Raw genomic sequence first — 25,103 nt, forward strand, 5'->3', positions numbered from 1 at the left:
TCTTTCTACTGCCCCAACTTTGCAACAGCACCCCTCCTTGTAGTACTTTGATTAGGCTTACCTTGTTCACATAAGCTTGCTCCCGTTAAGATCATGGACTTTCACGCGTCAAGGAGGGATGCATGGCTATCTCTACCCCGCATGCGCAATCCCCTTCTCAATCACACCTGGGGTCTCGCGCGGACGCTACTGCGGACGCTTCTGCCAGCGCTCCATCAGGTAAAATCCCGCGTCGCCTCGTCGGCCTCGGCGTCCTTTTCCTCCTATTGCTCGCCAGCATCGTTGCCAGCATCGTGTTTGGATCACGGCAGATCCCTTTTGGAGAAGTGTCCGCCGTGTTCCGCGATCTCGGCACGGCGTTCGGCCACGCGGAGGGGCTGAATGTGGATCAGCGCGTGATCGTCGAGCTCCGCATTCCCCGCACCCTGTTGGGCCTAGTCGCCGGTGCTGCCCTTGGCGCCTCCGGTGCATTGATCCAAGGGCACACGCGCAACCCTCTCGCGGACACGGGCATTCTCGGCATCAACTACGGTGCGTCCCTGGCCGTGGTTGCCAGCTTCTCCTTGCTGGGTGTGACGTCCGTGTGGGCTACCAGCATGTGGGCGTTCGGTGGGGCCATCGCTGCTACTGCGTTGGTGTTTAGTTTGGCGTCCATAGGAGGAGGACAGGCCAATCCAATGACGCTGGTCCTCGGCGGCGCGGCTTTGTCCGCGGTCCTCAGCGCCATCATCAGCGGTTTTATCCTCACTGACGATGCCAATCTGGATCGCATGCGCTTCTGGACCGTCGGCTCCATCGCGGGCCGGGATCTCACCGTGTTCTACGGCGTGCTGCCGTTTATCCTGGTGGGCCTCCTGCTGGCGTTCATCACGGCACCGCAGCTAAACCTCCTGAATCTGGGCGATGACATCGCCTCCGGACTGGGCATCAACACCCAGCGCGCCCGCCTGATTGGCATGGCTCTGATCGCACTGCTGGCCGGTGCCGCGACAGCTGCCGCCGGCCCCATCACCTTCATCGGCCTGGTGGTCCCGCACCTCGTGCGCGCCATCACGGGCCCTGATTACCGCTGGATCCTCCCTTACTCTGCCCTGACGGGTGCGGTGATGATGCTGTTCGCAGACGTGGTGGGCCGTCTGATCGCTCGTCCGGGCGAGTTGCAAGTAGGCATCATCCTCGCGTTCGTGGGCGCGCCGTTCTTCATCGCCCTTATTTATCGACGCCGGGTGGTGGCCATTTAATGAGTTCCCTCCTTGCCCGCCCTACCTCTTCCACTATCCCTGGGCGCCCGCCATTCCGCGTGGGCTCATTTTCTGTGGTCTGGCGCCCTCGCGCGTTGACGGTGTCTCTATTGCTGCTCGTGGCGATCGTCTTGCTAGCGGCGGTCTCCATCGGCCTGGGTGACTATCCTGTGTCCCCGGCTCGTGTGCTGGAGGTGCTGTTCACCGGCCAGGGCACCCGCATTGAGCGTCTGGTGGTTTTGGATTGGCGCATGCCTCGTGCGCTGACGGCCATTCTGGTGGGCTGTGCGCTGGGATTATCCGGAGCCCTCACTCAGTCCGTGACTCGCAATGCGCTGGCCAGCCCGGATATCTTGGGCTTCACTACGGGCGCGTCCGCGGCCGCGGTCACCGTCATCACTCTGGGTGGTGGCGCTGGTGGTTTCCTCGGCTGGCTCAGCAGCATCGGCATTCCCTTGGCCGCGGTGCTTGGTGCGGCTGTCACCGCAACGGTGATGTGGGCTCTGGCGTGGAGGAGATCGACTGATTCCTTCCGGCTAGTGCTGTTCGGCATCATCATCTCTGCTCTGTTGACCTCGTATATCAACTTCCTGATGATCCGCACGGAGTTGCGCGATGCCGCGGCCGCGCAGTTCTGGCTTACTGGCTCCCTGAGCACTGCGGACTGGTCCAAGATGTGGCCCATCGCCATTGTTGTGTTGGTGTTTACACCGCTGCTGGCCTGGATTGGTCACCAACTTTTAGCCACCTTGCTGGGCTCGGATACTGCACGGGCTTTGGGACAAAACGTCCAGGGTGTGCAGGTGCTTCTGCTCGCCGCTGCCGTGGCTTTGGCAGCAGTGGCGGTCTCGGCCGCTGGCCCCATCGGGTTCGTCGCCTTCGTGGCCCCACAGGTGGCGCTGCGCTTGTGCAACTGCTCTGCACCACCGCTTCTGGCCTCTGCGCTGACCGGCGCTGCGCTACTCCTGCTGGCAGATATCAGCACCCAAACTCTTCTGCCCGTAGAGCTGCCGGTGGGCATTCTCACCTCGGCAATCGGCGGTGCGTTCCTTATTTATTTGCTGGTCCAACGGAATAGGTCAACCACGGCATGAGAAAAGATCCCACCCTGGAAGTTAGCAGTGCCGCGAACAAAGAAGGACACATGACTCAGAAGCACAGCATGAGCGCACGCGGCCTCGCCGTGGGCTACGGCGACCGGACGGTCATCGAAGGCTTGGACGTGGACTTTCCTCGCGGGCAGATCACCACAATCATCGGCCCCAATGGCTGCGGCAAATCCACGTTGTTGCGAGCCATGTCTCGTCTCCTTCCGGCGAATGAGGGCGAAGTGCTGTTAGACGGCGCCGATATCTCATCCATCAGGCGCAAGGACCTCGCACGGACCATCAGCGTGCTGCCACAAACCCCTACCGCCCCGGAGGGACTCAACGTGGCTGATCTCGTCTCGCGCGGTCGGCACCCACACCAATCGTGGATCCGTCAGTGGTCGTCCACGGACGAAGCCGAGGTGCACAAGGCGCTGGAAATGACTGGCTCGATGGGGCTGGCGGAGCGCACCCTGGATTCTCTGTCCGGAGGGCAGCGGCAGCGTGTGTGGATCTCCATGGTTCTTGCGCAGAACACGGACATCCTGTTCCTGGACGAGCCCACCACCTACCTGGATCTGGCCACGTCGGTAGAGATTTTGGAGCTGGTGCAGCGTCTACGCCGAGAGCTGGATCGGACTGTGGTGATGGTGCTGCACGATCTCAACTTGGCTGTACGCTACAGCGATAATCTCGTGGTGATGAAGGATGGACAGGTCCTCGCCACCGGGCGTCCCAGCGAGGTCATTACCCCAGAGCTACTGCTCGAGGCGTTTGCCCTCAACGCGCTAGTCATCGAGGATCCTGTCACCGGCGGTCCGCTGATCGTCCCCAAGTGACGATCAGGGCTTAGTCCTCCATCAGCTCCTGGGCGGGAGTCTTCTTGGACTTCCGCCAGTTGATCATCGCGGAAATCACCACCGGAGTCACAGACACCAGCACGATGACGATGGCGATCATGTCGATGCGATCCGCAATGCCCGGGATATCCCCCAGCAGCACGCCAATGCCGACCATGCTGACAATCCACAGCACTGCACCCGTGACGTTCCATCCCACGAACTTCTTGTACGGCATCTCCGCGGTACCAGCGGCCACGGGAATGTAGGTACGCACGATCGGGATGAAGCGCCCCAGTACCAGAGCCAACGGCCCGTACTTCAGGAAGAAAGCCTCGGCTTGTTCGAGGTGCTCGGTTATGAGGATCTTGGCGTCGGGCTTAAACAACTTGCGGCCAAAGCGGTGGCCGAGCCAGAAACCTACCTGGTCGCCCAAGAACGCCGCGACGATGGCCACGCCCACCAGAATCGGAACGTTCAAGCCCAGCTGATCGCGCAAGATTGCCGCGGTGACCAGCATGGAATCGCCGGGGAGGAACGGGAAGAGCACGCCGGATTCAATAAAGATAATCAGCGCAATGCCGCCGAGCGCCCAGCCGCCAAAGTTCTGGAGCAGGGTGGTGGCGTCCATGAGGTCGCTTAAGTGCACAGGGAATCCCTTCTAGAAAACAACTGGTCTATTCTTACCCCGGTTTCTGACCGGAATACAGGCAGCTCGCCCCTAGCGTGCATCCGTTATCCCCATGAGTGCCCGTCCCCTAGCCAGCAACAGCAAAACCGCCCCAGCACGTTCATGCGGGGCGGTTCGGCAGTTGATTCAGACTACTTCGTGGCGTCTGCCAACGGCTGCTCGATCTTGTCCAGCAGGTAGTTCAGGCTCAGCACGGTCTGCCATCCGAAGGCCTTTTCCAGGTCGCCTTCCAGGTAGACACTGTGTCCGTCCTTCACGGCGGGCAGCTTGCCCACGATCGGATCCTCGGTCACAGAAGCCTTGCTCTGCTTCGGAGAGTAAGACAGTTGATCCCACACCAGCACGTCAGAGTTGATCTGGTCTGCGTTTTCCTTGGAGACCTCACCGTAGAACTTGTCCTTGGTGATGCCCGCGTAGGCCGGGTTGATCTTGAATCCCAGCTCGGTGAAGAAGCGGCTACGCGGATCGCCCTCGGCAAAGACAGCCAGGCTCTCGTCGGAGACAGTGGCCACGCCGAGTTCCTTTTCGGCCCATTCTGGGTGGCGGCCCTTGAGCTCTGCGAACTTCTCCTTGACCTGCTCCACCTGGCGCTTTGCCTCTTCAGGCTTGCCCACGGCCTGCCCGATCTCTTCCGTGGTCACGTCCCATGGTTGCTGTAGTTCTTCGTATTCGCCCTTTTGTACGACGACAGGGGCGATCTCAGACAGCTTCTTGTACGTGTCTTCATCGATGTCCGAGTACACGGCCACGATGAGGTCTGGATTGTCCTTGGCGATGGCTTCCGCGTTGACTTCTGTGTCCTTGTCGATCCGAGGAGTGTCGCCCTCGATCTTGTCATTGGACCAGTTGCCCGCAGCCTGACCATCCGGGGTCATTCCGTCCCAGTACTTCACGGAGACAGGAGTAACTCCCAGCGCCAGCAGTGCGTCCTGATCCGTGTAGCCCAAGGAGACCACGCGCTGCGGGGCTTCCTTGATTTCGGTGGAGCCGTAGCGGTGCTCGATGGTGGTGGGGAATGCGCCCTGCTCGGCGTTGACTGCCTGGGAGTCCCCGGAATTTCCGGACTGGTCATCAGTCGAGCAAGCGGTCAGTGCCGCGCCCAAGGTCAGCACAGCAGCGGTGCTAACGAGAATCTTCTTGAGTGTCATTTTTCTCCGTTGTTACTGGTGACGGATTTCCGCGCGAGGCGTGGCCCGTACACAAAAGGGAAAGGTCAAACCTTTGGTTGGATATATCCAGCCCTATGTCCAAAGAATTCGGTGGCGGTCAGTTCCGAGTTGTCGTCGAGACGAACACGATCCAGAACAATCGCCGGCGCCGGCACGTTGGCACGGGGCGATCCACAGACCACCGCGATTCCTCCCTCGTGAGGGATGGTGACTCGGCCGGGGGTTCCGCCGAAGCGGCCCTGCGAGACGTGCGCGGAAAGCACGCGGACGCGCTGGCCTCGGAATTCAAAGTAAGCATTGGGGTACGGGTCGGACTGCGCCCTGACCAGCAAGGCGATATCTTCCGCAGGTTGGGTGAAATCTATGCGAGATTCCTGCTCGCCGCGCTTGTGGAAGTACGTAGCGCGGGTGGGATCTTGAGGTTGCGCAGTGGCGGTGCCTTGGGCGACGTCACTCAATGCGCGTTCCACGAGGGGCTCGATGAGGTCGATGGTCTTGGCCACGAGATCCGTGGTGGTGTCCTGCGGACCCACGGGGATCGCGCGCTGGGCAACGATGGGTCCGCCGTCCAGCACTTCATCCATCTCGTGCACAGTGACGCCCACGTGAGTTTCCCGGTTCAACAGCGCCCACAGGATGGGCGAAAATCCGGCGTACTCGGGCAGGAGACCATCGTGGACATTCAATGCGCCGTGCTTGGCCAGGCTGAAAACCTCGGGAGGAAGCCAGGTTCGCCAATTGTTGGCCACGATGATGTCTGGTGCAGCATCGCGCAACGCCTCAATGACGTCTTGACCCACGCGCTCAGTGACACACACCTGGAGCTCATGTTCGCTGGCGAGCTCCTCAACGGAGTCTGCCCACATTTGCTCATAAGGGTGATCGCTGGCAGGGTGCGTAACTACCAAAACTACTTCATGACCAGCATTGATGACCGCAGACAACGTCCGGTGTCCCCACGACTGATAGCCGAAAACAGCAACTCGCATGCAGGGGATGTTAGCTTAGGTTTACCTATGTAGTCAATGATGAAAGTGGCGCAATTTTCATGCCAGACTCCCCGGACGTGACCACCCTTCACCGAATCTCGGTGCCCGCGGATGCGGAAGCCCTCGTTTTCCCGGACCCCTGGCCCTGCTCGTCGTCTGAAACGACAATTCGGATCGCCAGCGGTCGGGCGATTGACGCTGCCGCTGAAGCTCAAGTGTGGGTCGTTGATGGAAGTTACTACCAGGAGGGGGAGAGTGAGGCGGTGGGCTAGATCTCTTTTAGGCGATTCCGCTTGGAGGCGAAGAGAACGCCTCCGCCGGTGATGATTGCGGCGGCAACAAGGTAATACGCCGGGGCGAGTTGGTTGTCTGTTTTGTCAATAAGCCAGGTGGCGATCATGGGCGCTGTGCCGCCGAAGACAGCGTTAGCTGTGTTGAAGGTGAGTGCAAAGCCGGAAAGGCGAACATGGGTGGGGAACTGTTCGGAGAGGAAGGAGGGGAGGACGCCGTCGTTAAGCGCAAGCACGCCGCCGAGGCATACTTGAATGACGATGACGAGGAAAATGCCGGCGCCGTCGAGGAGCATGAATGCAGGGACAATGAAGAGTCCCATGAAAAGTGCAGCGCACAGCATGGTCGTGCGGCGGCCCAGGCGGTCTGATAGCAGGCCGGTGAGAAGTGCGAAGCCGACATAGAAAGCGGAAGCGACCGATGACGCAATGAAGGCAGGTGTTTCCGCCATGCCCAGCTCCTGGGAGAGATAGGTCGGCAGGTAAGTCAGGATGACATAGAAACCGATGGCGTTGAGAACTGCGCCGGAGAAGGCGATTGCCAGGGCCTTGGGGTATTTGAGGACCTCGCGAAGAGGGGATTCTTCCGTGTCATCTTGATTCTCAAAGCGGGAAGACTCATCGGCGTTGCGGCGAATCCACAGGCCGTAAAGGCCCAGGGGTAGTGCGATGAGGAAGGGGACGCGCCAACCCCAGGAGATGAGGGCATCGTCGTCAAGCACGCCGGTGAGTAGTGCTGCGATGAGGGAGCCCAGCAGCAGGCCGGATGCTGTGGCGGAAGGCACGATTGCGGCGTAGATACCCCGCTTATGCGTCGGAGCGATTTCCGCCAGGTGCGTGGCTGCGCCGGCATACTCGCCCGCTGCGGAGAAACCTTGGACCATACGCGAAAGCAGAAGCAGCAGAGTGGCGGCGAATCCGATGGTTTCATAGCTGGGCAGGAAGCCGATCACGGCTGTTGCCAGCGACATCATCGTGATCGATACCGTCAGGGTTTGAATTCGTCCATGTTTGTCACCAAAGTGTCCCCACACAATTCCCCCGAGCGGGCGGACGAGGAAGGAGAGTGCAAAGAGCGCGAATGTCATGATGAGCGCGCGGCGCCCTTCCATCTCCGGGAAGAAGACCCGGGAGATAATGGCCGACATATAAATGTAGGCCGCATAGTCGAACCATTCGATGAATGTTCCTATGAAGGACGCCTTGATAGCGCTGCGGTGTTGTGTGGAATCGGGGTCTGGTGGTGCTTGGGTTGACGTGGACATAGCTTCCACCGTACAGAAACTATGTGTGGTCCACGTCACTACCTTTAGGTGTTGACGCTTTCCCGCTCGTTCTCGTCAGCGTTCATGATGTCATTGACGCCGCCTTCGGCGGCATCCCAGGTTGCTTGGTCTTGGATGCCGGCGCGCTTGGCGACGATGGTGGCACACAGCGCCTGGCCGGTGACATTGACGGCGGTGCGGCCCATATCAATGATGGGTTCGATGGCAAGCAAGAGTCCGACGCCTGCCAGCGGGAGGCCCAGCGTGGAGAGGGTAAGCGTCAACATGACGGTGGCACCTGTCGTGCCTGCAGTAGCTGCGGAACCAATGACGGAAACGAAGATGATGAGGAGGTACTGGGTTGGGGAAAGGTCAATTCCGTAGAACTGAGCGATGAAGATGGCGGCGATGGCCGGGTAGACGGAAGCGCAGCCGTCCATCTTCGTGGTAGCGCCTAGCGGGATGGCGAAGGAGGCGTATTCGCGAGGCACGCCCATGGCCCTCTCCGTAAAGCGCTGAGTCACCGGCATAACGCCCATCGAGGAACGGGTGACGAAGCCGAGGGAGAAGACTGGCCATACGCGCTTGTAGAAGCCAATGACTGGAATTCGGTTGAAAGCCAGAACAGCAGGGTAGACCACGGCAATGACAAGGGCGAGTCCGACATACATCGCGAGGACGAACTTGCCCAAGGAGCTGAGCGCATCCCAGCCATAGGTGGCCACGGCTTTACCGATGAGGGCGGCGGTGCCAATCGGGGCGAGGCGGATGATCCACCACAGGACCACCTGGATGACCTTGAGGAAGGACTCGGTAAAGCGCAGGAAAGGATCGGCTGCCTTGCCGGCCTTGACCGCGGCGATGCCCAGGGCCAAGGAAATGACAAGGAGTTGAAGGGCGCCGAAGCTGAGGGAGACTTCGCCGTCGCTTAGCGAGGCCTTGAGTCCAAAGAAGTTGGAGGGGACGAGCTGCTGGAGGAAGGCGGTCCAGGAGCCAACGTTGGAAGGATCGGCGGCGGTGGAGGCGTCGACAGTCGTGCCTACGCCTGGCTTCATCACGAGGGCGACGAGAATGCCAGCCAAGACGGAGAAGAAGGCCGTGATGGCGAACCATACAAGGGTGGAGATCGCCAGCGAGGCGGCGTTAGCCACCTTGCGCAGGTTGGCAACCGAGGTGACGACGGCCGCGAAGATGAGTGGCGGGACCATCACCTTGAGCAATTGGACGTACGCGCCGCCGACGCCGGACAGGGTATCGGAGAGCCACTCGGACTCCATGCCGGAGGCGATGAAGCCGAGGATCAGGCCGATGATGAGGCCGGCGATGACCTGGGCACCAAAGCCGGTGGCCCAAGAGGGCAGCGTGCGCGAGGATGCGCGGGAGGAAGTGTCGGACACGAGATTTTCCTTCTAGACAGTGTTGTATAGAAATGGACCAAATGGTTCGGTATATTTATACCGATCGGTTCACTAGAACTTATAACACCGTACGCTGCCCAGAAATTCCCCTGCAAATTATGGGATGCGCTTAGTCCACTCTTCGTTGAGGAATTTGGTGTCGACGAGGCGCCGGGCGGCTGCTAGGGAGTCGTCGGAAAGCTCAGCGTCGACGGCGCCGTAGCGGGTGGCGAACTCGCGTGCCATGGTGTCGATGATTTCCTCGCGGGGCACGCCGGTCTGGCGGCGCAGCGGGTCCACACGTTTCTTTGCGCTGGCCAGGCCCTTGGAGGAGACCTTGACCTTGCCGATGCGCAAGACTTCCATCATCTTGTCCGCATCGATGTCATAGCTCATCGTGGTGTGGTGGAGCACCGCACCTTTGCGGCGCTTTTGCGCGGCACCGCCAATCTTTCCGCCGTCCGAGGTGATGTCATTAATCGGCACGTACCAGGCGTTGACGCCAAGCTTGCCAAGTGCCGCGAGTACCCATTGGTCCAGGTACTCGTAGCTGGCCTCGTAGGAATAGCCGGCCACGAGCGAGTCCGGGGCGTACAGGGAATAGGTCACGCAGTTGCCGCCCTCCATGAACATCGCACCGCCACCGGAGATTCGGCGTATTGGAATGATGCCGTGCTTGTCGACGCCCTCCTGGTCCAACTCGTTGGCATAGGACTGGTAGGAACCGAAGACGACGGCGCGGTCCTCCCATTCCCAGAAGCGGAGCGTGGGCCCGCGCTTTCCTTCCGCGACTTCGTTGAGGAGGACTTCATCGAGGGCAACGTTTACTGGGGTAGGCAGAACTCCTGGGCGCAGAATCTCCCAGCTGTGGTCGGTGAAATCGGTGCCGCCTGACAGCGCGCGCTTGACCGTGACAGCTAGGTGGTGGGTGTCGAATCCGTGGAGAGCTACGGGTGAATCGATTCGCGCAAGCGCGGCATCGAGGCGGGATTGGATGTCCTCGGTGCTTGTGGCAGTAGTGATGCCGACCAGCGCTGGGGCTAGTGCCTCGTAGGCCTCTTCCGGTTCGAGGAAGAAATCGCCAGAGACCTTGGCTGCGGTAACGGTGCTGTCGGCGTCAATATCGAGATCGACGACGAGTAGTTTGCCGCCGGGGACTTTGAGCTCGAAGTGTTCAGTTTGGTTCATGGTGTTCAGGGTACTCAGGTATGGCGGTGTGACGATTGGGGGAGTAGACCATTTAATGAACTCGGAAACTGGGGCGGGGGTAGCTAACGTCTCTTGGCTGTGCCTTTGGGAATCGTAAGGGGTTGCGTAGAGAGTCGCTGTTGGGCGCTATGTTGCGGGCGCAAGTTAGCGCCTTAATGTTTCGTTCTAGGATATGGGGCGGGAGTGCAGAGTGGGGACTGGTGGGCGTTTGAGGTGCTCAAATAGTCTGTAATCTAATCGTTATAGCTAATATGACCTGCGGCTACGCGCGATTTTGACAAAAGAAGGGGATGCGGCGGTGGCGCATTGTAGTTTCGTCCGTATGGTGGGTGTCAATGCAAACGAAATAGCAAATCGTCCCCCAATCCCCTGGGATTTATGGGGGTAGAGATGAAAGCTATCGTTTGCCATCGAGATATAGACCAAATGTAGAAAGGTTTAGAGAAACAATGGGTAAGAACATCAAGGATCTGTTTAACGCAACCGCATACGACAAGGCCGGCGAGAAGCTGGGCTCCGTCAAGGAGGTCTTCGTCGACGAGCAGTCCGGTCAGCCGACTTTCGTTGAGGTCAACCACGGTCTGTTCGGTATGAGCTCCAGCTTGGTTCCGCTCCGTGGTCACGATTTCACCGGTGATGAGCTCAAGCTGGCTTTCTCTAAGGACCGCATCGAGAACGCGCCGGATTTTGACTCCGATAAGCCGCTGACTCCTGAGGCGCAGGCGGACATCTTCAAGCACTACGACCTCGAGAACGCACAGGACGTAACCACCTACCGTGACGAGCGTGATGAGCGCGCTGGCGTTGCCGGTGCTGGCGTAGCTGGCGCTGGTGTTGCCGGTGCTGGTGCAGGTGCACACGCTAAGGATGAGACTGCTGCTACCAGCAGCAACCTCACCAACAATGAGGGCGAGGTTATCCGCTCCGAGGAGCGCTTGGACGTCAACAAGGAGCGCGTGGCCACCGGCGAGGCGCGCCTGCGCAAGTACGTCGTGACCGATACCGAGACCGTCGAGGTTCCGGTTGAGCGCGAAGAGGTTCGCGTCGAGCGCACCCCGATTTCCGAGGCTGACGCTGCCAACTACACCGGCACCATCGGTGATAACGGCGCGGAGGAAGCCTCCGTTACCCTGCACGAAGAGCGCGTGAATGTAGAGAAGAAGACCGTACCGGTGGAGAAGGTTAACCTTTCCAAGGAGACCATCAAGGACACCGAGACCCACACCGAGGATCTGCGCAAGGAGCAAATCGATACCGACGGCATCACCGAGACCCGCAAGTAATCTCGGTTAAGGGCTAAGAGGCTGGAGCTGCAAAGCTCCAGCTTTTCGCGTTTTGGGTTTGTTCAGTATTTTCTGGTCTTGAACAGGGTGGAAAACGCAAGGCCAAGCCAGTAGGTTTGAATCATGTCACGTTTTAGCCCACTGAATTGGCCCGTTGTGCGCCAAATCCGGAACAAGGATGCCTTCGGCCGCGACGTGTCCACGCAGTCGGCTAAGAGTGAAGACCTGCGCGGACGCACCGTTGACGCGGACCGCGTCGTCCAGTCGGTCTGCCCCTACTGCGCAGTGGGTTGTTCTCAGCGCGTTTATGTCAAGGATGACCGCGTCATCCAAATCGAGGGCGACCCAGATTCCCCGATTTCCCGCGGCCGCCTGTGTCCCAAGGGCTCTGCTTCTGAGCAGCTTATTAATTCCTCGACACGCATCACCACGATCAAGTACCGAGCTCCCTATGCCACCGAGTGGCAGGAGCTCGACGAAGAAACCGCGATGGATATGATCGCGGACCGTTTCGTGGAGGCGCGCGCGAGGCACTGGGAGGACGTCGATAAGCATGGGCGTCGTCTCAACTGCACCATGGGCATTGCGGGCCTGGGTGGTGCGACGCTAGATAATGAGGAGAACTACCTCATTAAGAAACTGTTTACCGCCACCGGCGCGATCCAGGTGGAGAACCAGGCGCGCATATGACACTCCGCCACTGTTCCTAGTCTAGGAACGTCGTTTGGCCGCGGCGGCGCAACCCAACCGCTGCAGGATATGGCGAATGCGGACTGCATCGTCATCGAGGGTTCTAATATGGCGGAATGCCACCCCGTGGGATTCCAATGGGTCGTGGAAGCCAAGAAGCGTGGTGCGCGCATTATCCACGTGGATCCGCGCTACACACGTACGTCTGCCTTTGCGAACCGTCACATCGGCATTCGGGGTGGTACCGACGTGGTGCTGCTCGGCGCGATTATCAAGTACGTGCTGGATAATGACCTGTATTTCCACGATTACGTGGTGAATTACACGAACGCGGCGTCGATCATCTCGCCGGATTTCCAGGACACCGAGGATTTGGAGGGCTTGTTCTCCGGGTACGACGCAGAGAAGGGCAAGTATGTCACGGACTCGTGGCAGTACGTGCGAAAGCCTGAGGGCTCCTCGTGGAACGTGGAGAAGGACATGACGCTGGAGGATCCGAATACGGTCTTCCAGATTCTCAAGCGCCACTACTCGCGCTACACCCCGGAGATGGTGGAAGAGACCTGTGGCATTTCGCCGGAGGACTTCTACTACTTGGCGGACTCGATTGCGCAGAACTCCACCCCGGAGCGCACTACGTGCTTCGCCTACGCGCTGGGCTTTACCCAGCACACCCTGGGTGCACAGTTCATCCGTACCGCGGCGATCCTGCAGCTGCTCATGGGCAACGTGGGCCGACCTGGCTCGGGGATCATGGCTTTGCGCGGGCACGCCTCGATTCAGGGATCGACCGATATTCCGACCCTCTTTAACTCGCTGCCGGGCTACCTGCCCATGCCGCACGCGGATCAGGAGACCTGGGAAGATTACCTGGATTCCTTCCGGCAGGAAGACCAGAAGGGTTTCTGGCAGCTGGGTGAGAACTACGCGGTCTCGCTCATGAAGTCCTACTGGGGCGACGCCGCAACCAAGGAAAATAACTGGGGTTTTGACCTCATGCCGCGCCTGTCCGGTGCGCACTCGACGTATGAGACCTTGTTGGCCATGCTGCGCAAGGAGGTGGAAGGCTACTTTGTCTTTGGCCAGAACCCTGCGGTGGCGCAGTCCAACGGCGGCATGCAGCGCCGCGGGCTCGCCTCGCTGAAGTGGCTGGTTGTCCGCGATTTCCAGGAGATTGAAACGGCAAGTTTCTGGAAGGATTCGCCGGAAGTCAAGAACGGCGAGCTCAAGACCGAGGAGATTGCCACCGAGGTCTTCCTCATGCCGGCGGCAACGCACGTGGAGAAGTCCGGAACTTTTACCCAGACTCAGCGCATGGTGCAGTGGCGCTTCCAGGCGACTCCGCCGCCGGGCCAGGCCCGCAGTGAGGCGTGGTTCTTCTACCAGCTGGGCAAGAAGATTCGGGAGCGCTTGGCGGATTCGACCGACCCGCGCGACCTGCCGATTAAGTCCGTGACGTGGGATTACACCGAGGATGAGCACGGGGATCCCAGCTCGGACGAGATCTTGCGCGAGATCAACGGCTACTACCTCGACGGGCCGAAGAAGGGCCAATTGCTGCCGAGTTTCACGGAGATGCGCGCCGATGGTTCTACCTCCGGCGGCTGCTGGATTTACACCGGCGTGTATAAGGACGGCATCAACCACGCCGCGAAGAAGGTCCCGGGTTCGGAGCAGAACGAGGTGGCACTCGAGTGGGGCTGGGTCTGGCCGGCCAACCGACGCATCCTGTACAACCGCGCCTCCGCCAAGCCGGATGGCACTCCGTGGTCGGAGCGCAAGAAGTACATTTGGTGGGACGAGGACCAGGGCAAGTGGGTCGGCGATGATGTCCCGGACTTCCCGGTGACGAAGCGCCCGGATTATGTCGCGCCTGTCGACGCCGTCGGCCCCGACGCCCTCGATGGCGACGATCCGTTTATCATGCAGGCCGACGGCCTGGGTTGGCTGTTCGCGCCGAAGGGGCTGTCCGACGGACCGCTGCCGACTCACTACGAGCCGCAAGAATCACCGGTGCACAACGCTCTGTACAAGCAGCAGCAGTCACCGACGCGCCTGACTATCAAACGCGCGGACAACCTTTCCCGCCCCGAGCCAGGGGAGCGGGGCGAGGACGTGTTCCCGTTTGTCTTCTCCACCTACCGTCTGACGGAGATGTACACCTCGGGCGCGATGTCGCGCCGCTTGCCTTACTTGGCGGAGTTGCAGCCGGGGCTCTTCTGCGAGGTGGACAAGGAACTGGCCGCCAAGCGTGGATTGGTCAACGGCGAGTGGGCCACCATCGTGTCCCCGCGCGGCGTCATCGAGGCTCAGGTTTTGGTGACGGACCGCATGGAGATGCTCACCATCAATGGTGAGGACTTCCACCAGATCGGCTTGCCGTATCACTACGGAGAATCGGAGACCACCGAGGTGGCCGGCGATGGCGCCAACGACTTGTTGGGCCTGACCCTAGAGCCGAACGTGTTCATCCAGAACTCCAAGGTGGGGGCATGCGATATCCAGCCGGGCCGCCGTCCGCGTGGCGAAGCACGCGTCAAGCTGTTGCGCGAATACCAAGAGCGGGCGCACCTCACTGTAGATTCGGGTAACCGGATCCTCGATGTCTCAGACGCTTTCAGCACGGAAGAGAACACTGCTTCTGCAGAAAACACTGGTGATGATTCCACAGCTGGCAACGAAGCAGACTATGAAGGCAAAGAAAGCTAAGGAGGACTAATGGCTAATCTTTTCACCGAAAAGGCTGATCGGCATGGCTATGGGTCCTATCAGCGCATGGCGTTCTTTACCGATACGTCCATTTGCATTGGGTGTAAAGCCTGTGAGGTGGCCTGTAAGGAGTGGAACCGCAATCCGGTGGAAGGCTATGCGGTCACCGGCGATTCCTATGACAACACCGGCTCGCTAGGTGCGAATACCTGGCGCCACGTGGCCTTCATTGAGCAGAGCAATGACCGTATCCAGCACGCCCGTGAGGAAGGGCGCAAGCTTGTCGCGCTGGGTATGCCCACAACCTCTGCACCAAGCGTCACCCCAGATACCGATGATTTTCGCTGGCTGATGTCCTCCGACGTGTGCAAGCACTGCACCAATGCTGGATGCTTGGACGTGTGCCCGACGGGCGCGCTCTTTCGCTCCGAGTTCGGCACCGTCGTGGTGCAGGACGACGTGTGCAATGGCTGTGGTACGTGCGTGGCCGGTTGCCCCTTCGGCGTCATTGAGCGCCGCGATGACGGCGGCGTGACGCTCAAGGCAGACAAGACCGCCACCGTGGATTATGAGGTCCCTGACCACGCGGGTGTGAACGTGCTGGCAAAGCTGAAGCAGCTGAAACCCCAAGGGCCTGACCATATTCCGGGGCAGGCGATGCCGATCAAGAACTTGGGCGTGGCCCAGAAGTGCACCATGTGTTATGACCGCCTCAAGATCGGCGAGCAGCCCGCGTGCGCCAAGACGTGCCCGACGGATTCCATCCAGTTCGGCCCTTACGAGGAGATGCTCGCTGCCGCGAAGGAGCGTGTGCGCGTCCTGCACGAGCAGGGGCTGACGGAGGCTCGTCTCTACGGCGCCAATTCCCAGGATGGGGTCGGTGGAACGGGTTCTATTTTCCTGTTGCTCGATTCCCCAGAGGTCTACGGGCTGCCGCCGGATCCGCGCGTTCCCACGGCGGATTTGCCGCAGATGTACAAGACCGCAGCGAAAGCTATCGGAGGAATGGCGCTGGCCGTGGCCGGGGCATTCATGTTGGGAGGCCGCAAGTGAGCGAGTTTGATGAGTACCGCCCGCCGCAGGAGCCTAGGCGCAGGCGAGGCAGCGGCAAGAAACGCAAGCGCGGCCGCGTCGGAGCCGGCGCACAGGATGGTTCCAAAGAAGAGCGTATGGCGGAGGACTTCGAGTTCTCCTCGTATTACGGCAAGCCCGTAGTCAAGGCCCCGCCGTGGGAGTGGCCCATCGGCGGCTATTTCTTCCTCGGCGGCGTGGCCGGCGGTTCTGCGATGTTGGCCGCCGGTGCCCAGGCCACTGGGAACGCACCGCTGAAGCGCTCGACGCGGATGACGGCTTTCTCCGCGGCATCGGTAGGGTCGGTCTTTTTGGTGCTCGACCTCGGCCGCCCAGAGCGCCTGCTCAACATGTTCCGCGTCTTCAAGGTGACCTCGCCGATGTCCATCGGCTCGTGGATCCTGGGCAGCTTCGCTTCCGCCGCGGCCCTGCCGGCGGTCGTGGAAGCGGACGCACTGGTCGGCGGTGTGCTACCGAAGTCGCTTCGCCGCCTCCTCGATACGGCGGCGGGTCCAGCAGGCGCTGTCGCCGGCGTGCTTGGTGGCCCGCTGGCGGGCTACACGGCGGTGCTGTTGGCCAACACGTCAAACCCGACGTGGAATGACGCGAAGAAGCATCTGCCTTATGTGTTCGTGTCCTCGGCTTCGGCTGCGGCGTCGGGTGCCGCCATGGTCTTTACCCCGGTGGAGAATGCTGGCGCGGCACGAGTACTCGGTATCACTGCCGCGGCGACCGATCTGGCCGCGACCCGTGTCATGGAAGCGAACATGGAGCCAGAGCCTCTGCGCCCGCTGCACGAAGGCACACCCGGGAAACTCATGAAGGCCTCCGAGGCGCTCATTGCCGCGGGCGGGGTGGGAACCGCAATCGCGTCGGTCACAAAGTCGCGCGCGGTGTCGGTGGTCTCCGGCCTGGCGCTTCTGGCGGGTTCTGCCTGCACTCGTTTCGGCGTGCTCAATGCGGGGTTGGAGGCGGTGAAAGATCCGTCGACAAGCATCGGCCCGCAGAAGCGCCGTGCTGAGGCCCGCCGCCAGGCAGAAGGCCTCACGCACTCGACGGTGACTAGCGGATAGTAATGCGCGCCTCGCCCGGCACGGTGCGGCCGATGACCGGATAGCCAGGAACCTCGCCGATGACCAGCAGGCCACCCGAGGTTTGGGCATCGGCGAGGAAGATCAAGTCCTCTTCGCTCAAGTCTGAGTCGAGGTGGGGGCGGACCCAATCCAGGTTGCGGCGCGAGCCGCCCGGGATGAAGCCCTCCGCCAGGGCCTCCATGGCGCCGTCCACCGCAGGAACAGCGGAAAAATCCAGCTCCGCACCAATACCGGAGGCGCGGCACATCTTGTAGAGGTGGCCCAGAAGCCCGAAGCCGGTGACGTCCGTGGCCGCGCGCACGCCCGCGGCTACGGCGGCCGCGGCAGCGTCGCGGTTGAGCGTGGTCATGGAATCCACCGCGGCCTGGGAGACTTCACCGGTGGCCTTGTGCTTGTTATTGAGGATGCCCACACCGATTGGTTTGGTCAGCGTGATGGGCAGGCCCGCCTCGGCGGCGTCGTTGCGCATAATCTTGTCGGGGTGGACGATGCCCGTGGCAGCCAAACCATACGTGGGCTCCGGGGCAGTGATGGAGTGTCCACCAGTAATGGAGATCCCTGCCTCGCTGGCCACATCCATGCCACCGCGCAGGACCTCGCGCAATACATCAAGACCGAGCTTCTCGCGCGGCCAGCCCACGAGGTTGATGGCGGTGATGGGAGTGCCGCCCATGGCGTAGACGTCGGAAAGCGCATTGGCTGCCGCCACCCGGCCCCAGTCATAGGGGTCGTTGAGCATCGGGGTGAAGAAGTCCGCGGTGGAGATGACCGCGAGGCCGTTTGGGATGCGCACGGCGGCGGCATCGTCACCGTCGTCAAGCCCGACCAGCACGTTGGGGTCCGCGGTGCCCACGAGGCCCGCGACGGCCGATTCGAGCTCTCCCGGAGGAATCTTGCAGGCGCAGCCGCCACCGGCGGCAAAGGAGGTAAGTGTGATGTCAGACATGGGGGTCATTCTAGCCGCGTGTATGGTGAGCAGACGGAGGCGTACGTGTCCTGGTGGGCGCCCCGGTCTTCAAAACCGGTGAGGCCGAGCATCTCGGTCTGGCAGGTTCGATTCCTGTCCGTCTCCGCCATTAGCGCAGCTAGGAGGAACTTTGATGACTGACCCCCGCCGCTTCATCCCGAAGATGGATGAAATCCTCCAGTACCCAGCGGTGCAGGACGCCCACCAACGATTGGCACCGCATTCGGTCCGGGCGATCATCGACGCCGTGCTTGCCGACGCCCGCTCCGGCTCCCTTGACCCCACCCGCATTCAAGAGGAGCTGGCCGACAGGCTGGAAGTAGCACAGCCCTATTCCTTGCGCCGCGTCATCAATGCCACGGGCGTGATCATCCACACGAACCTGGGCCGCGCCCCTTTGCCGCCGGCAGCGGTGGATGCGCTCGTGGCAGCAGCTGGCTATACGGACGTTGAGATGGACTTGGACAGCGGCCTGCGCTCACGGGATAGAGGGCGCGCGGCAGTCGACGCTGTCTTGGCTGCCTGCCCCGGCGCGGAGGATGCGCTGGTGGTCAACAACGGGGCCTCCGCGCTGTTGCTGGCGACCGCTGCCTTGGCCCCGGGCAAGGAGGTCATCATTTCCCGCGGCGAACTTATTGAGATTGGTGCGGGCTTCCGTCTGCCGGAGCTCATCGAGTCCACGGCCACACGGCTGCGGGAGGTGGGCGCGACGAACCGCACCCACGTGGCGGACTACGAGCGGGCGCTCGGGGAGAACACCGGGGCGATTCTCAAGGTGCATCCTTCGAACTTCTTGATCAGTGGGTTTACGTCTTCTGTGTCGGTTGCAGCCCTGCGCAGACTTACAGAGCTGCCGCTCATCGTGGATATCGGCTCAGGGTTGCTCGCGCCCGATGAGGTGCTGCCTCAGGAACCCTCCGCCAGCGAGGCTCTTCGGGATGGCGCGGACGTAGTGCTCTTCTCGGGGGATAAGCTCCTCGGCGGACCGCAAGCCGGCGTGCTTGTGGGAAAGAAGGAAGCGATCGCCGCGTGTAAGAAACATCCGCTGGCGAGGGCGGTGCGCATCGACAAGCTGCGGCTTAACGCGCTCGAGGCCTCCCTTGCCACTCCCTCCAACGCCGTGCAGGATGCGCTGCACACTGACGCTAAACGTCATCGCGAGCGTACCGAGAAGGTCGCCGCGGCGGTGGGCGGCGAGGTTGTCGAGCATGCCGGGCGTGTGGGCGGCGGCGGGGCGCCCGAGGTACCGCTGCCGGGCTGGGCTGTGGCGTTGCCAGAGGAGCTGGCGCGTCCACTGCGGTTGGGCGAGCCTCCTGTGGTGGCACGCGTGAACCAGGGACGCTGCCTGGTGGATGTGCGCTGCGTGCCGGAGGCGCAGGACGCGGAGCTTATTGCTGCGATTCAGGCGGTGATGTAGGTGTACGTTGTGGCGACCGCCGGGCATGTGGATCACGGAAAGTCGAGCCTGGTGAAGGCGCTGACGGGAATGGAGCCGGATCGTTGGGAGGAAGAGAAGCGGCGCGGCCTAACCATTGACTTGGGCTTCGTGTGGATGAAGCTGGACTCCGGCGCTGACGTAGCTTTTGTCGATGTGCCGGGGCACGAGAAGTTCCTGGGCAACATGCTGGCCGGGGTGGGGCCCGCGCCGGTGGTGCTCTTTGTCGTGGCGGCCGATGAAGGCTGGCAAGCGCAGTCCACCGACCACCGGGATGCCCTGCGCGCCGTGGGAATCGAACACGGCGCGGTGGCGCTGACCCGCGCGGATAAGGCAGACGCTGCCCGCCGCGCTGAGGTCACCGCGCAGGTCAAGGCAGAGCTGGCGGGAACAGCGCTTGCCGACGCTCCCGTGGTCGAAGTCTCCGCAAAGACCGGCGAGGGCGTCGAAAAGCTTCGCGCCGAGTTAGACCAGGTGCTCGCCGCTATGCCCGCGCCGGATTGCCAAGCACGCGTGCGGTTGTGGGTCGATCGCGCCTTCAGCGTGAAGGGTGCTGGCACCGTGGTGACGGGAACGCTGGCGGCGGGGACTGTCTCGGTGGGGGATGAGATGGAGCTTGGCGGGCAACTCGTGACGGTGCGCGGAGTGCACAGTGAAAACACGTCGGTGGACAGCGCTGGTCCGGTTACGCGTGTAGCGCTCAACCTCCGTGGGGTGGCCGCGGATGAGGTTCATCGTGGGGATGCACTGCTGAGCCCAGGGCATTGGCGGGTGCTCGATACCGTGGATATTCGCCGTATCTTTGGCACTGAGATGGCTGAGCTTCCCCAGAACCTCGTGGTGCACATCGGCACCGCGGGCGTTGGTGCCCGTCTGCGGCCTTTAGGCGGTGACCATGCCCGGTTGACTCTCGAACGCCCGTTACCACTCACGCTGCTCGATCGGTTTGTGGTGCGCAGCCCCGGCGGGCGGCACGTGGCGGCGGGCTTTGAGGTCGTGGACGTGCACCCGGCTGAGCTGAGCAGACGTGGTGATGCGAAGAAGCGCGCAGCTGAGCTAGAAGTTTTAGAAGCAACCAACCCGTCCGAGTGGCTCAAGCGCTGCGGCTACGCTGCACGTGAAGAGCTCGTGCGCGATGGCTTCTCGGTGGAGGAAAAGCCTGCCGGAGTCATCGAGTTCGCTCAGTGGTGGATTGCCGCACGACAGGTGACCGCGTGGAAGGACGCACTTCTGCGTGCGGTCGACGAACACAGGGCAGCCAACCCGCTATCCCCAGGACTGACGAAAGCAGCGGCCATGGACGCGCTGAACCTGTCAGAGCCGGCCCTGCTGGGCCTAGCAGTAGCGGCAGCCAAGCTCGAATCGGTCGATGGCGTGCTGCGCGTGCCCGGTCAGTCCGTCGACCTGGGCCCCGCGGAGAGGGGAGTAGCTGAGCTCGAGCAACGCCTGCACGCCGAGCCTTTCGCTGCCCCGGAGGCAGAAGAACTCAAGGAACTAGGACTGGGCCCCAAAGAGCTCGCCGCTGCCGAGCGCGCCGGGCGTGTGCTCCGGTTAGACAAAGGCGTTGTGCTTTTGCCTTCCGCTCCGCGCGAGGCGCTCGAAGTTGTCTCTACGTTGGAACAGCCCTTCACCCTCTCGGAGGCGCGCCAAGCCCTGGGGACGACGCGCCGGGTTGCCATCCCGCTCTTCGAGCACCTCGATGCCACCGGCGCGACCCGCCTAGTCGACGGCAAGCGCTTCGCATTCGGGCCAGGGGCAAAGGAACCAAAGTAAAGGCACCATTTGTCGCCGGTTTTCGGATAAACCCCAGGTCAATGAATTAGCGTAAGTGCATAAGGTGCCAGTTAAAAGGTGCCTTTGGTGGCCATTGAGAAAACTTTGAAGGCGCAAGTATCTTCATTGGCTTAGCGGTGACCGTCATTGACGGTCTCCGTTATGTTCTGTAGGGTGAACCCATGATCCAGTCTTTCGGTAACCGTGATACCGAGCTTGTCTGGTTACGCGAAGCGTCGCCGCGGATTGATTCGAGAATCCACAAAACTGCTAATAGAAAACTCCATCAGCTCGATGCTGCTGTTTCGCTGAACTCCTTACGTATTCCACCGGGCAACCGCCTCGAAGCTTTGAAAGGTGACCGGAAAGGAACATTCAGTATCCGAGTCAATCAGCAGTGGAGGATCACCTTCCGCTGGACCGAGGCCGGCCCAGCGGACGTTGTTATCGAGGACTATCACTAAGGACGGTTATGAGTACTAAGCTTTATCCGCCGATTCACCCCGGCGAAGTGCTTAATGAAGATTTCATCGAAGCTTTTGGGATTACCCAACACCAACTGGCTGTAGAAATTGGCGTCCCGCTGCGGAAGATTAATGAGATTGTTCACGGCAAGCGTGGAATCACCGCAGATACCGCTCTTCGGCTAGGAAAGTACTTCGGAATCGAACCGCAGTATTGGCTCAACCTGCAAAGCCGTTATGAATTGGAGGTGGCTGAGGATGCCGTCGCTGATGAAATCGATGGCATCCGGCCCCTCGGGGCGGCTTAAATTCAGCGGTTAATAGCGAGAGCGATTGGACTGGGGGCGTCCGCCAGAAGCAGAGCGGACTGAATGGCGGCTGCCTAGGTCAGGATCATCGCTTCCCCAGGAGTCTTCGGCCCAGATCGCAAAATCGCGATCGGCATAGCGCTCTTGTCGGGTGGCAAGGTGCTCCATCCTCTGCGCATAGCGTTTCTTCGAAGCATTAACTTCGTCAGCTTTAGAGCCTGTAGAGGATCGATTTCTGCGATTGTTGTGTTGTTTGCTGGGCATGATGAGTTCCTGAGCTTCTGAAACGGTGAGCTAGCGTAAATAAGACCCTACGCGAGAGGTGGGTTTAGCAGCCAGGTCGCGGCCGACCAACAGGGGCAAAGGAACCAAAGTAAAGGCACCATTTGCGGGCGGTTTTCGGAGAAATCCCAGGTCAATGAATTAGCGTAAGTGCATAAGGTGCCAGTCAAAAGGTGCCTTTGGGGGACGTGAAGGCACGCGATCCGGTGGGCAGAGGTGAGGCAAGAGGATCCGCAGGCGTGGTGAACTCCCAATCGGCGTCAGGGTCGAGCGCTGGCGGGATAGCGGGCTTGTCCGGGTCGAGCGGCAGCGGAGGGACAGCGGGGGCGAAGAGCTCGGCAGGGTCAGCAGAGTCAGCAGGGTCTAGGGGAAGGTCCACGGCGATGCGGCCCCCTGCAGCATAAGCCCGGGCGGCCAGGGAAACACCGGACTGAGAGGCAGCTGCGAACGCGGCGGCCAGCGCTGGGACGTCGGAGAGCTCCGCGCACGGTCCGAGGACGAGGTTGTCGTGGGTGGCGAGGACGGTGTCGTCGAGAAGCGCAAGCGTCACGATAAGCTGCTCGGTTCCCATCTCGCGCAGCTGGTGCGCGGTGAGCTCACCTTCCGCGACACGAACAAGCGCGCCCTGTCCGCCGCTGAGCAGGGCAGTACCCGCCGGTTGGTTGGTGGCGGGAATCATCCACGGGTCGAGTCCCAGGGCAACGGCGACCTCCACCTCGCCATCAACAATCTCGACGGTGGCTTGCGTCGTTGGAGTCATCGCCGCAGTGCGCAGACGATTGAGCGCGGGATACTCGGCGGACTCCTCGCCATCGAGCGCGCCCAGAAAACCGAAATCCGAGCGCACACGCCAGCCGCCGGTGGTGGGGTCGGGGAGCAAGGACACGTCGACGAGCGCAGGCTGCTGTGCCAACCCCGGGATGCTCAGCGCGGTGCCGAGGCTAAGATGCTCGAGAATCGCGACGTGCTCAACACCAAAGTAAGACGGAGCCAGCGGATATAGCGCCATGGTTGCGACAGTCACCTCAAGAGTCAGATGGGATGCGATGGACTTCTTTCAAGCTTACGCAGAGGCCGGGTTAGACACGCTATAGTTTGCCACTATGGACTTAGCCACCATCGCGTTCGCTTTCAGCCTTGTGTTGCTGTCTGGCTTGTCGACGTCCATCGGAGGCGCCCTCGCCGTAGGCAAGAGAGAACCTGGCCCTAAGTTCATGGCCGCTGCCCTGGGCCTGTCCGCGGGCGTGATGCTCTACGTCTCCTTCATGGAAATCTTGCCGGAGGCCCTGAAGAAACTAGAAAGCACCCTCGGGGACGAAGCGCGCGCCACCTGGACGATGATGGCGGCATTCTTCGCGGGCATTGCGATTATCGCCATCATTGACCGCCTGGTACCTGAAGAGATCAACCCGCACGAGCCGGCCACGACCGAAGAAGAGGCGCGGCGCAAAAGGCTGATGAAGACCGGCATGTTCACCGCCTTCGCGCTGGCCATTCACAATTTCCCTGAGGGCTTCGCCACGTTCCTCTCGGGACTTGAAGCTCCAGAGATCGCCATCCCCGTTGCCGTGGCTATCGCCATTCACAACATCCCCGAGGGCATTGCGGTGGCGGTACCCCTGCGCAGCGCAACGGGCTCGCGGAAGAAGGCGTTCTGGTGGGCCACGTTATCGGGGGTTGGCCGAGCCCCTCGGCGCTCTCATCGGCTTCGCGCTGCTGATGCCGTTTATCGGGCCGATGACATTTGGCATCAGCTTCGCCGTCATCGCCGGCATCATGGTGTTCATCTCCCTCGATGAGCTCTTGCCCACGGCGGAAGAAACCGGCGAGCACCACTGCGCCATCTACGGACTTATCGCCGGCATGGCGGTCATGGCGGTTTCGCTCGCGCTGTTTATTTAGAAGCTATTTCACCCGCTCGGCGGTGGCCTTGACCGCCATGACAATGCTGACGATGACGGCGCCCAGAATAAAGCCGCACAGCATGGACAAGCCGGTGTCCGCCAACCAGGCGAGGGCGCCGTTGTTGATGCTCTCTGTCACGTGGTGGATGAAGCCATAAAGCTGCTCGGCGCCGAATTCGCTCAGGCCCTTGACCACGATGTGGCCGCCCACCCACAGCATGGCGGCGGTGCCGATGATGCCGATGATGTTAAGCACGATGGGCATGCCCTTTACCAACGCGGTACCCAGGGCGGAGTCACCATCGTGGCGCTTGAGCAGGGCGACGCCGATGTCATCCATCTTGACTAGGAGCCCGACGGCGCCATAGACGCCCAAGGTGAGGAGGACACCGACGGTGACTAGGGTGCCGAGGCGCAGCCAGAAGGGTTGGTCCATGACCTCGTTGAGGGAGATGACCATGATTTCGGCGGAGAGGATGAGGTCCGTGGTGATAGCGGACTTGACCAGGGAGTCTTCGGCCTCCGGGCCTCTTTCTTCCGCTGGCTTTTCCTCCTTTTCGCCGCGGTGGAAAACTGAGTGGAAGATCTTCTCCGCGCCCTCGAAGCACAGGTAAGTACCGCCGCACATGAGGATGGGAGTCAGGGCCCAAGGCGCGATCCACGACAGGATGAGCGCGATGGGCAGGATGATGACGAGCTTGTTGATGAGCGAGCCCTTGGTGATGCGCCAGATCATTGGCAGCTCGCGCTGCGGCTTGACGCCCTGGACATATTGGGGTGTGACGGCGGCATCATCGACGACGACTCCGGCGGCTTTCATCGACGTCTTTCCGGCTAGCGCTGCCACGTCGTCGACGCTGGAGGCAGCGGAGCGGGCGATCAGGGCGACGTCGTCAAGCAGGGCAAAGAGACCACCGGCCATGGCTCACATCCTTAGGGGTAGGG

20 protein-coding genes, 1 tRNA gene and 1 pseudogene are annotated in these 25,103 nt (G+C 61.3%); 13 read left to right on the top strand and 9 right to left on the bottom strand.

Annotated features, from left to right (window positions below; genetic code table 11):
- Positions 1 to 122: 122 nt before the first annotated feature.
- The 3 genes from HMPREF2993_RS02035 to HMPREF2993_RS02045 are packed head-to-tail and all read left to right on the top strand — an operon-like array spanning position 123 to position 3,168.
- Entirely contained in the window at positions 123 to 1,241 is a 1,119-nt protein-coding gene (locus HMPREF2993_RS02035) for a FecCD family ABC transporter permease (RefSeq protein WP_005325331.1), read from the top strand.
- Positions 1,241 to 2,335 (top strand): FecCD family ABC transporter permease, encoded by a 1,095-nt coding sequence (locus HMPREF2993_RS02040; RefSeq protein ID WP_005325330.1) that lies wholly within the window; start codon positions 1,241 to 1,243, stop codon positions 2,333 to 2,335. Before HMPREF2993_RS02035 ends, HMPREF2993_RS02040 begins: the two co-directional genes overlap by 1 nt.
- Before the next feature lie 50 nt (positions 2,336 to 2,385).
- On the top strand, positions 2,386 to 3,168 hold the full coding sequence (locus tag HMPREF2993_RS02045) for an ABC transporter ATP-binding protein (RefSeq protein WP_019176090.1): 783 nt from the start codon (positions 2,386 to 2,388) through the stop codon (positions 3,166 to 3,168).
- Between the two features lie 10 nt (positions 3,169 to 3,178).
- On the opposite strand, the gene HMPREF2993_RS02050 is transcribed toward HMPREF2993_RS02045, so the two are convergent.
- The 6 genes from HMPREF2993_RS02050 to HMPREF2993_RS02080 all read right to left on the bottom strand — a co-directional run bounded on the left by HMPREF2993_RS02050 (position 3,179) and on the right by HMPREF2993_RS02080 (position 10,157).
- On the bottom strand, positions 3,179 to 3,817 hold the full coding sequence (locus HMPREF2993_RS02050) for a DedA family protein (RefSeq protein WP_005325329.1): 639 nt from the start codon (positions 3,815 to 3,817) through the stop codon (positions 3,179 to 3,181).
- A 173-nt stretch (positions 3,818 to 3,990) separates the two neighbouring features.
- Positions 3,991 to 5,007, bottom strand: a complete 1,017-nt coding sequence (locus HMPREF2993_RS02055) for an iron-siderophore ABC transporter substrate-binding protein (RefSeq protein ID WP_005291893.1) — start codon at positions 5,005 to 5,007, stop codon at positions 3,991 to 3,993.
- A gap of 65 nt (positions 5,008 to 5,072) precedes the next feature.
- Complete coding sequence (locus HMPREF2993_RS02060; RefSeq protein ID WP_005325328.1) at positions 5,073 to 6,017, bottom strand: methionyl-tRNA formyltransferase; 945 nt, start codon at positions 6,015 to 6,017, stop codon at positions 5,073 to 5,075.
- Between the two features lie 268 nt (positions 6,018 to 6,285).
- Positions 6,286 to 7,572, bottom strand: coding sequence for an MFS transporter (locus HMPREF2993_RS02070; RefSeq protein ID WP_070700817.1), 1,287 nt, complete (start codon positions 7,570 to 7,572; stop codon positions 6,286 to 6,288).
- Positions 7,573 to 7,616: 44 nt separating this feature from the next.
- The gene (locus tag HMPREF2993_RS02075) at positions 7,617 to 8,969 is read right to left on the bottom strand and encodes a dicarboxylate/amino acid:cation symporter (RefSeq protein ID WP_070700759.1); all 1,353 of its coding nucleotides are present in this window, start codon (positions 8,967 to 8,969) and stop codon (positions 7,617 to 7,619) included.
- 117 nt (positions 8,970 to 9,086) lie between these two features.
- Positions 9,087 to 10,157, bottom strand: coding sequence for a lipoate--protein ligase family protein (locus HMPREF2993_RS02080; protein ID WP_046648256.1), 1,071 nt, complete (start codon positions 10,155 to 10,157; stop codon positions 9,087 to 9,089).
- Positions 10,158 to 10,627: 470 nt separating this feature from the next.
- Between HMPREF2993_RS02080 and HMPREF2993_RS02085 the strand changes: the two genes are divergently transcribed.
- From HMPREF2993_RS02085 to nrfD, 4 genes are all read left to right on the top strand, one after another.
- Complete coding sequence (locus HMPREF2993_RS02085) at positions 10,628 to 11,461, top strand: PRC and DUF2382 domain-containing protein (RefSeq protein WP_046648257.1); 834 nt, start codon at positions 10,628 to 10,630, stop codon at positions 11,459 to 11,461.
- Positions 11,462 to 11,584: 123 nt separating this feature from the next.
- Positions 11,585 to 14,860, top strand: a complete 3,276-nt coding sequence (gene fdnG / locus HMPREF2993_RS02095; protein ID WP_246822315.1) for a formate dehydrogenase-N subunit alpha — start codon at positions 11,585 to 11,587, stop codon at positions 14,858 to 14,860.
- 9 nt (positions 14,861 to 14,869) lie between these two features.
- Entirely contained in the window at positions 14,870 to 15,913 is a 1,044-nt protein-coding gene (locus HMPREF2993_RS02100) for a 4Fe-4S dicluster domain-containing protein (RefSeq protein WP_070700764.1), read from the top strand.
- Complete coding sequence (nrfD, locus tag HMPREF2993_RS02105) at positions 15,910 to 17,004, top strand: NrfD/PsrC family molybdoenzyme membrane anchor subunit (RefSeq protein ID WP_070700766.1); 1,095 nt, start codon at positions 15,910 to 15,912, stop codon at positions 17,002 to 17,004. Before HMPREF2993_RS02100 ends, nrfD begins: the two co-directional genes overlap by 4 nt.
- Here nrfD and selD read toward each other — a convergent pair.
- Complete coding sequence (gene selD, locus HMPREF2993_RS02110; protein ID WP_070700768.1) at positions 16,994 to 17,971, bottom strand: selenide, water dikinase SelD; 978 nt, start codon at positions 17,969 to 17,971, stop codon at positions 16,994 to 16,996. The two genes, nrfD and selD, sit on opposite strands and share 11 nt — an antisense overlap.
- Positions 17,972 to 18,006: 35 nt before the next feature.
- Here selD and HMPREF2993_RS02115 point away from each other — a divergent pair.
- The 5 genes from HMPREF2993_RS02115 (at position 18,007) to HMPREF2993_RS02135 (ending at position 21,972) form a co-directional block, all read left to right on the top strand.
- A tRNA-Sec gene (locus HMPREF2993_RS02115) sits at positions 18,007 to 18,101 on the top strand.
- A 24-nt stretch (positions 18,102 to 18,125) separates the two neighbouring features.
- On the top strand, positions 18,126 to 19,409 hold the full coding sequence (selA, locus tag HMPREF2993_RS02120) for an L-seryl-tRNA(Sec) selenium transferase (RefSeq protein ID WP_070700770.1): 1,284 nt from the start codon (positions 18,126 to 18,128) through the stop codon (positions 19,407 to 19,409).
- Complete coding sequence (selB, locus tag HMPREF2993_RS02125; RefSeq protein ID WP_070700773.1) at positions 19,410 to 21,200, top strand: selenocysteine-specific translation elongation factor; 1,791 nt, start codon at positions 19,410 to 19,412, stop codon at positions 21,198 to 21,200.
- 182 nt (positions 21,201 to 21,382) lie between these two features.
- Positions 21,383 to 21,664, top strand: coding sequence for a type II toxin-antitoxin system RelE/ParE family toxin (locus tag HMPREF2993_RS02130; RefSeq protein ID WP_049156403.1), 282 nt, complete (start codon positions 21,383 to 21,385; stop codon positions 21,662 to 21,664).
- 8 nt (positions 21,665 to 21,672) lie between these two features.
- Positions 21,673 to 21,972: a HigA family addiction module antitoxin gene (locus HMPREF2993_RS02135; protein ID WP_049156400.1), complete on the top strand. Its 300-nt coding sequence runs from the start codon at positions 21,673 to 21,675 to the stop codon at positions 21,970 to 21,972.
- A 448-nt stretch (positions 21,973 to 22,420) separates the two neighbouring features.
- On the opposite strand, the gene HMPREF2993_RS02140 is transcribed toward HMPREF2993_RS02135, so the two are convergent.
- Positions 22,421 to 23,278, bottom strand: coding sequence for a hypothetical protein (locus HMPREF2993_RS02140; RefSeq protein ID WP_246822317.1), 858 nt, complete (start codon positions 23,276 to 23,278; stop codon positions 22,421 to 22,423).
- A gap of 79 nt (positions 23,279 to 23,357) precedes the next feature.
- Here HMPREF2993_RS02140 and zupT point away from each other — a divergent pair.
- A pseudogene (gene zupT, locus HMPREF2993_RS02145) lies at positions 23,358 to 24,156 on the top strand (zinc transporter ZupT).
- Between the two features lie 3 nt (positions 24,157 to 24,159).
- On the opposite strand, the gene HMPREF2993_RS02150 reads toward zupT, so the two are convergent.
- A complete protein-coding gene (locus tag HMPREF2993_RS02150; RefSeq protein WP_070700776.1) occupies positions 24,160 to 25,080 on the bottom strand; it encodes a DUF808 domain-containing protein in 921 nt (306 codons plus the stop codon).
- Between the last annotated feature and the right edge of the window lie 23 nt (positions 25,081 to 25,103).

Origin of the sequence: Corynebacterium sp. HMSC068G04 (assembly GCF_001814885.1) — a bacterium.
Classification (GTDB): domain Bacteria; phylum Actinomycetota; class Actinomycetes; order Mycobacteriales; family Mycobacteriaceae; genus Corynebacterium; species Corynebacterium hiratae.

Bases quoted from the DNA above. Each gene is read 5' to 3' on its own strand.
- HMPREF2993_RS02035 (WP_005325331.1), top strand. From the start codon at position 123: ATGGCTATCTCTACCCCGCATGCGCAATCCCCTTCTCAATCACACCTG.
- HMPREF2993_RS02040 (WP_005325330.1), top strand. From the start codon at position 1,241: ATGAGTTCCCTCCTTGCCCGCCCTACCTCTTCCACTATCCCTGGGCGC.
- HMPREF2993_RS02045 (WP_019176090.1), top strand. From the start codon at position 2,386: ATGACTCAGAAGCACAGCATGAGCGCACGCGGCCTCGCCGTGGGCTAC.
- HMPREF2993_RS02055 (WP_005291893.1), bottom strand. From the start codon at position 5,007: ATGACACTCAAGAAGATTCTCGTTAGCACCGCTGCTGTGCTGACCTTG.
- HMPREF2993_RS02060 (WP_005325328.1), bottom strand. From the start codon at position 6,017: ATGCGAGTTGCTGTTTTCGGCTATCAGTCGTGGGGACACCGGACGTTG.
- HMPREF2993_RS02070 (WP_070700817.1), bottom strand. From the start codon at position 7,572: ATGTCCACGTCAACCCAAGCACCACCAGACCCCGATTCCACACAACAC.
- HMPREF2993_RS02080 (WP_046648256.1), bottom strand. From the start codon at position 10,157: ATGAACCAAACTGAACACTTCGAGCTCAAAGTCCCCGGCGGCAAACTA.
- HMPREF2993_RS02085 (WP_046648257.1), top strand. From the start codon at position 10,628: ATGGGTAAGAACATCAAGGATCTGTTTAACGCAACCGCATACGACAAG.
- HMPREF2993_RS02100 (WP_070700764.1), top strand. From the start codon at position 14,870: ATGGCTAATCTTTTCACCGAAAAGGCTGATCGGCATGGCTATGGGTCC.
- selD (WP_070700768.1), bottom strand. From the start codon at position 17,971: ATGTCTGACATCACACTTACCTCCTTTGCCGCCGGTGGCGGCTGCGCC.
- selA (WP_070700770.1), top strand. From the start codon at position 18,126: ATGACTGACCCCCGCCGCTTCATCCCGAAGATGGATGAAATCCTCCAG.
- HMPREF2993_RS02130 (WP_049156403.1), top strand. From the start codon at position 21,383: ATGATCCAGTCTTTCGGTAACCGTGATACCGAGCTTGTCTGGTTACGC.
- HMPREF2993_RS02135 (WP_049156400.1), top strand. From the start codon at position 21,673: ATGAGTACTAAGCTTTATCCGCCGATTCACCCCGGCGAAGTGCTTAAT.
- HMPREF2993_RS02150 (WP_070700776.1), bottom strand. From the start codon at position 25,080: ATGGCCGGTGGTCTCTTTGCCCTGCTTGACGACGTCGCCCTGATCGCC.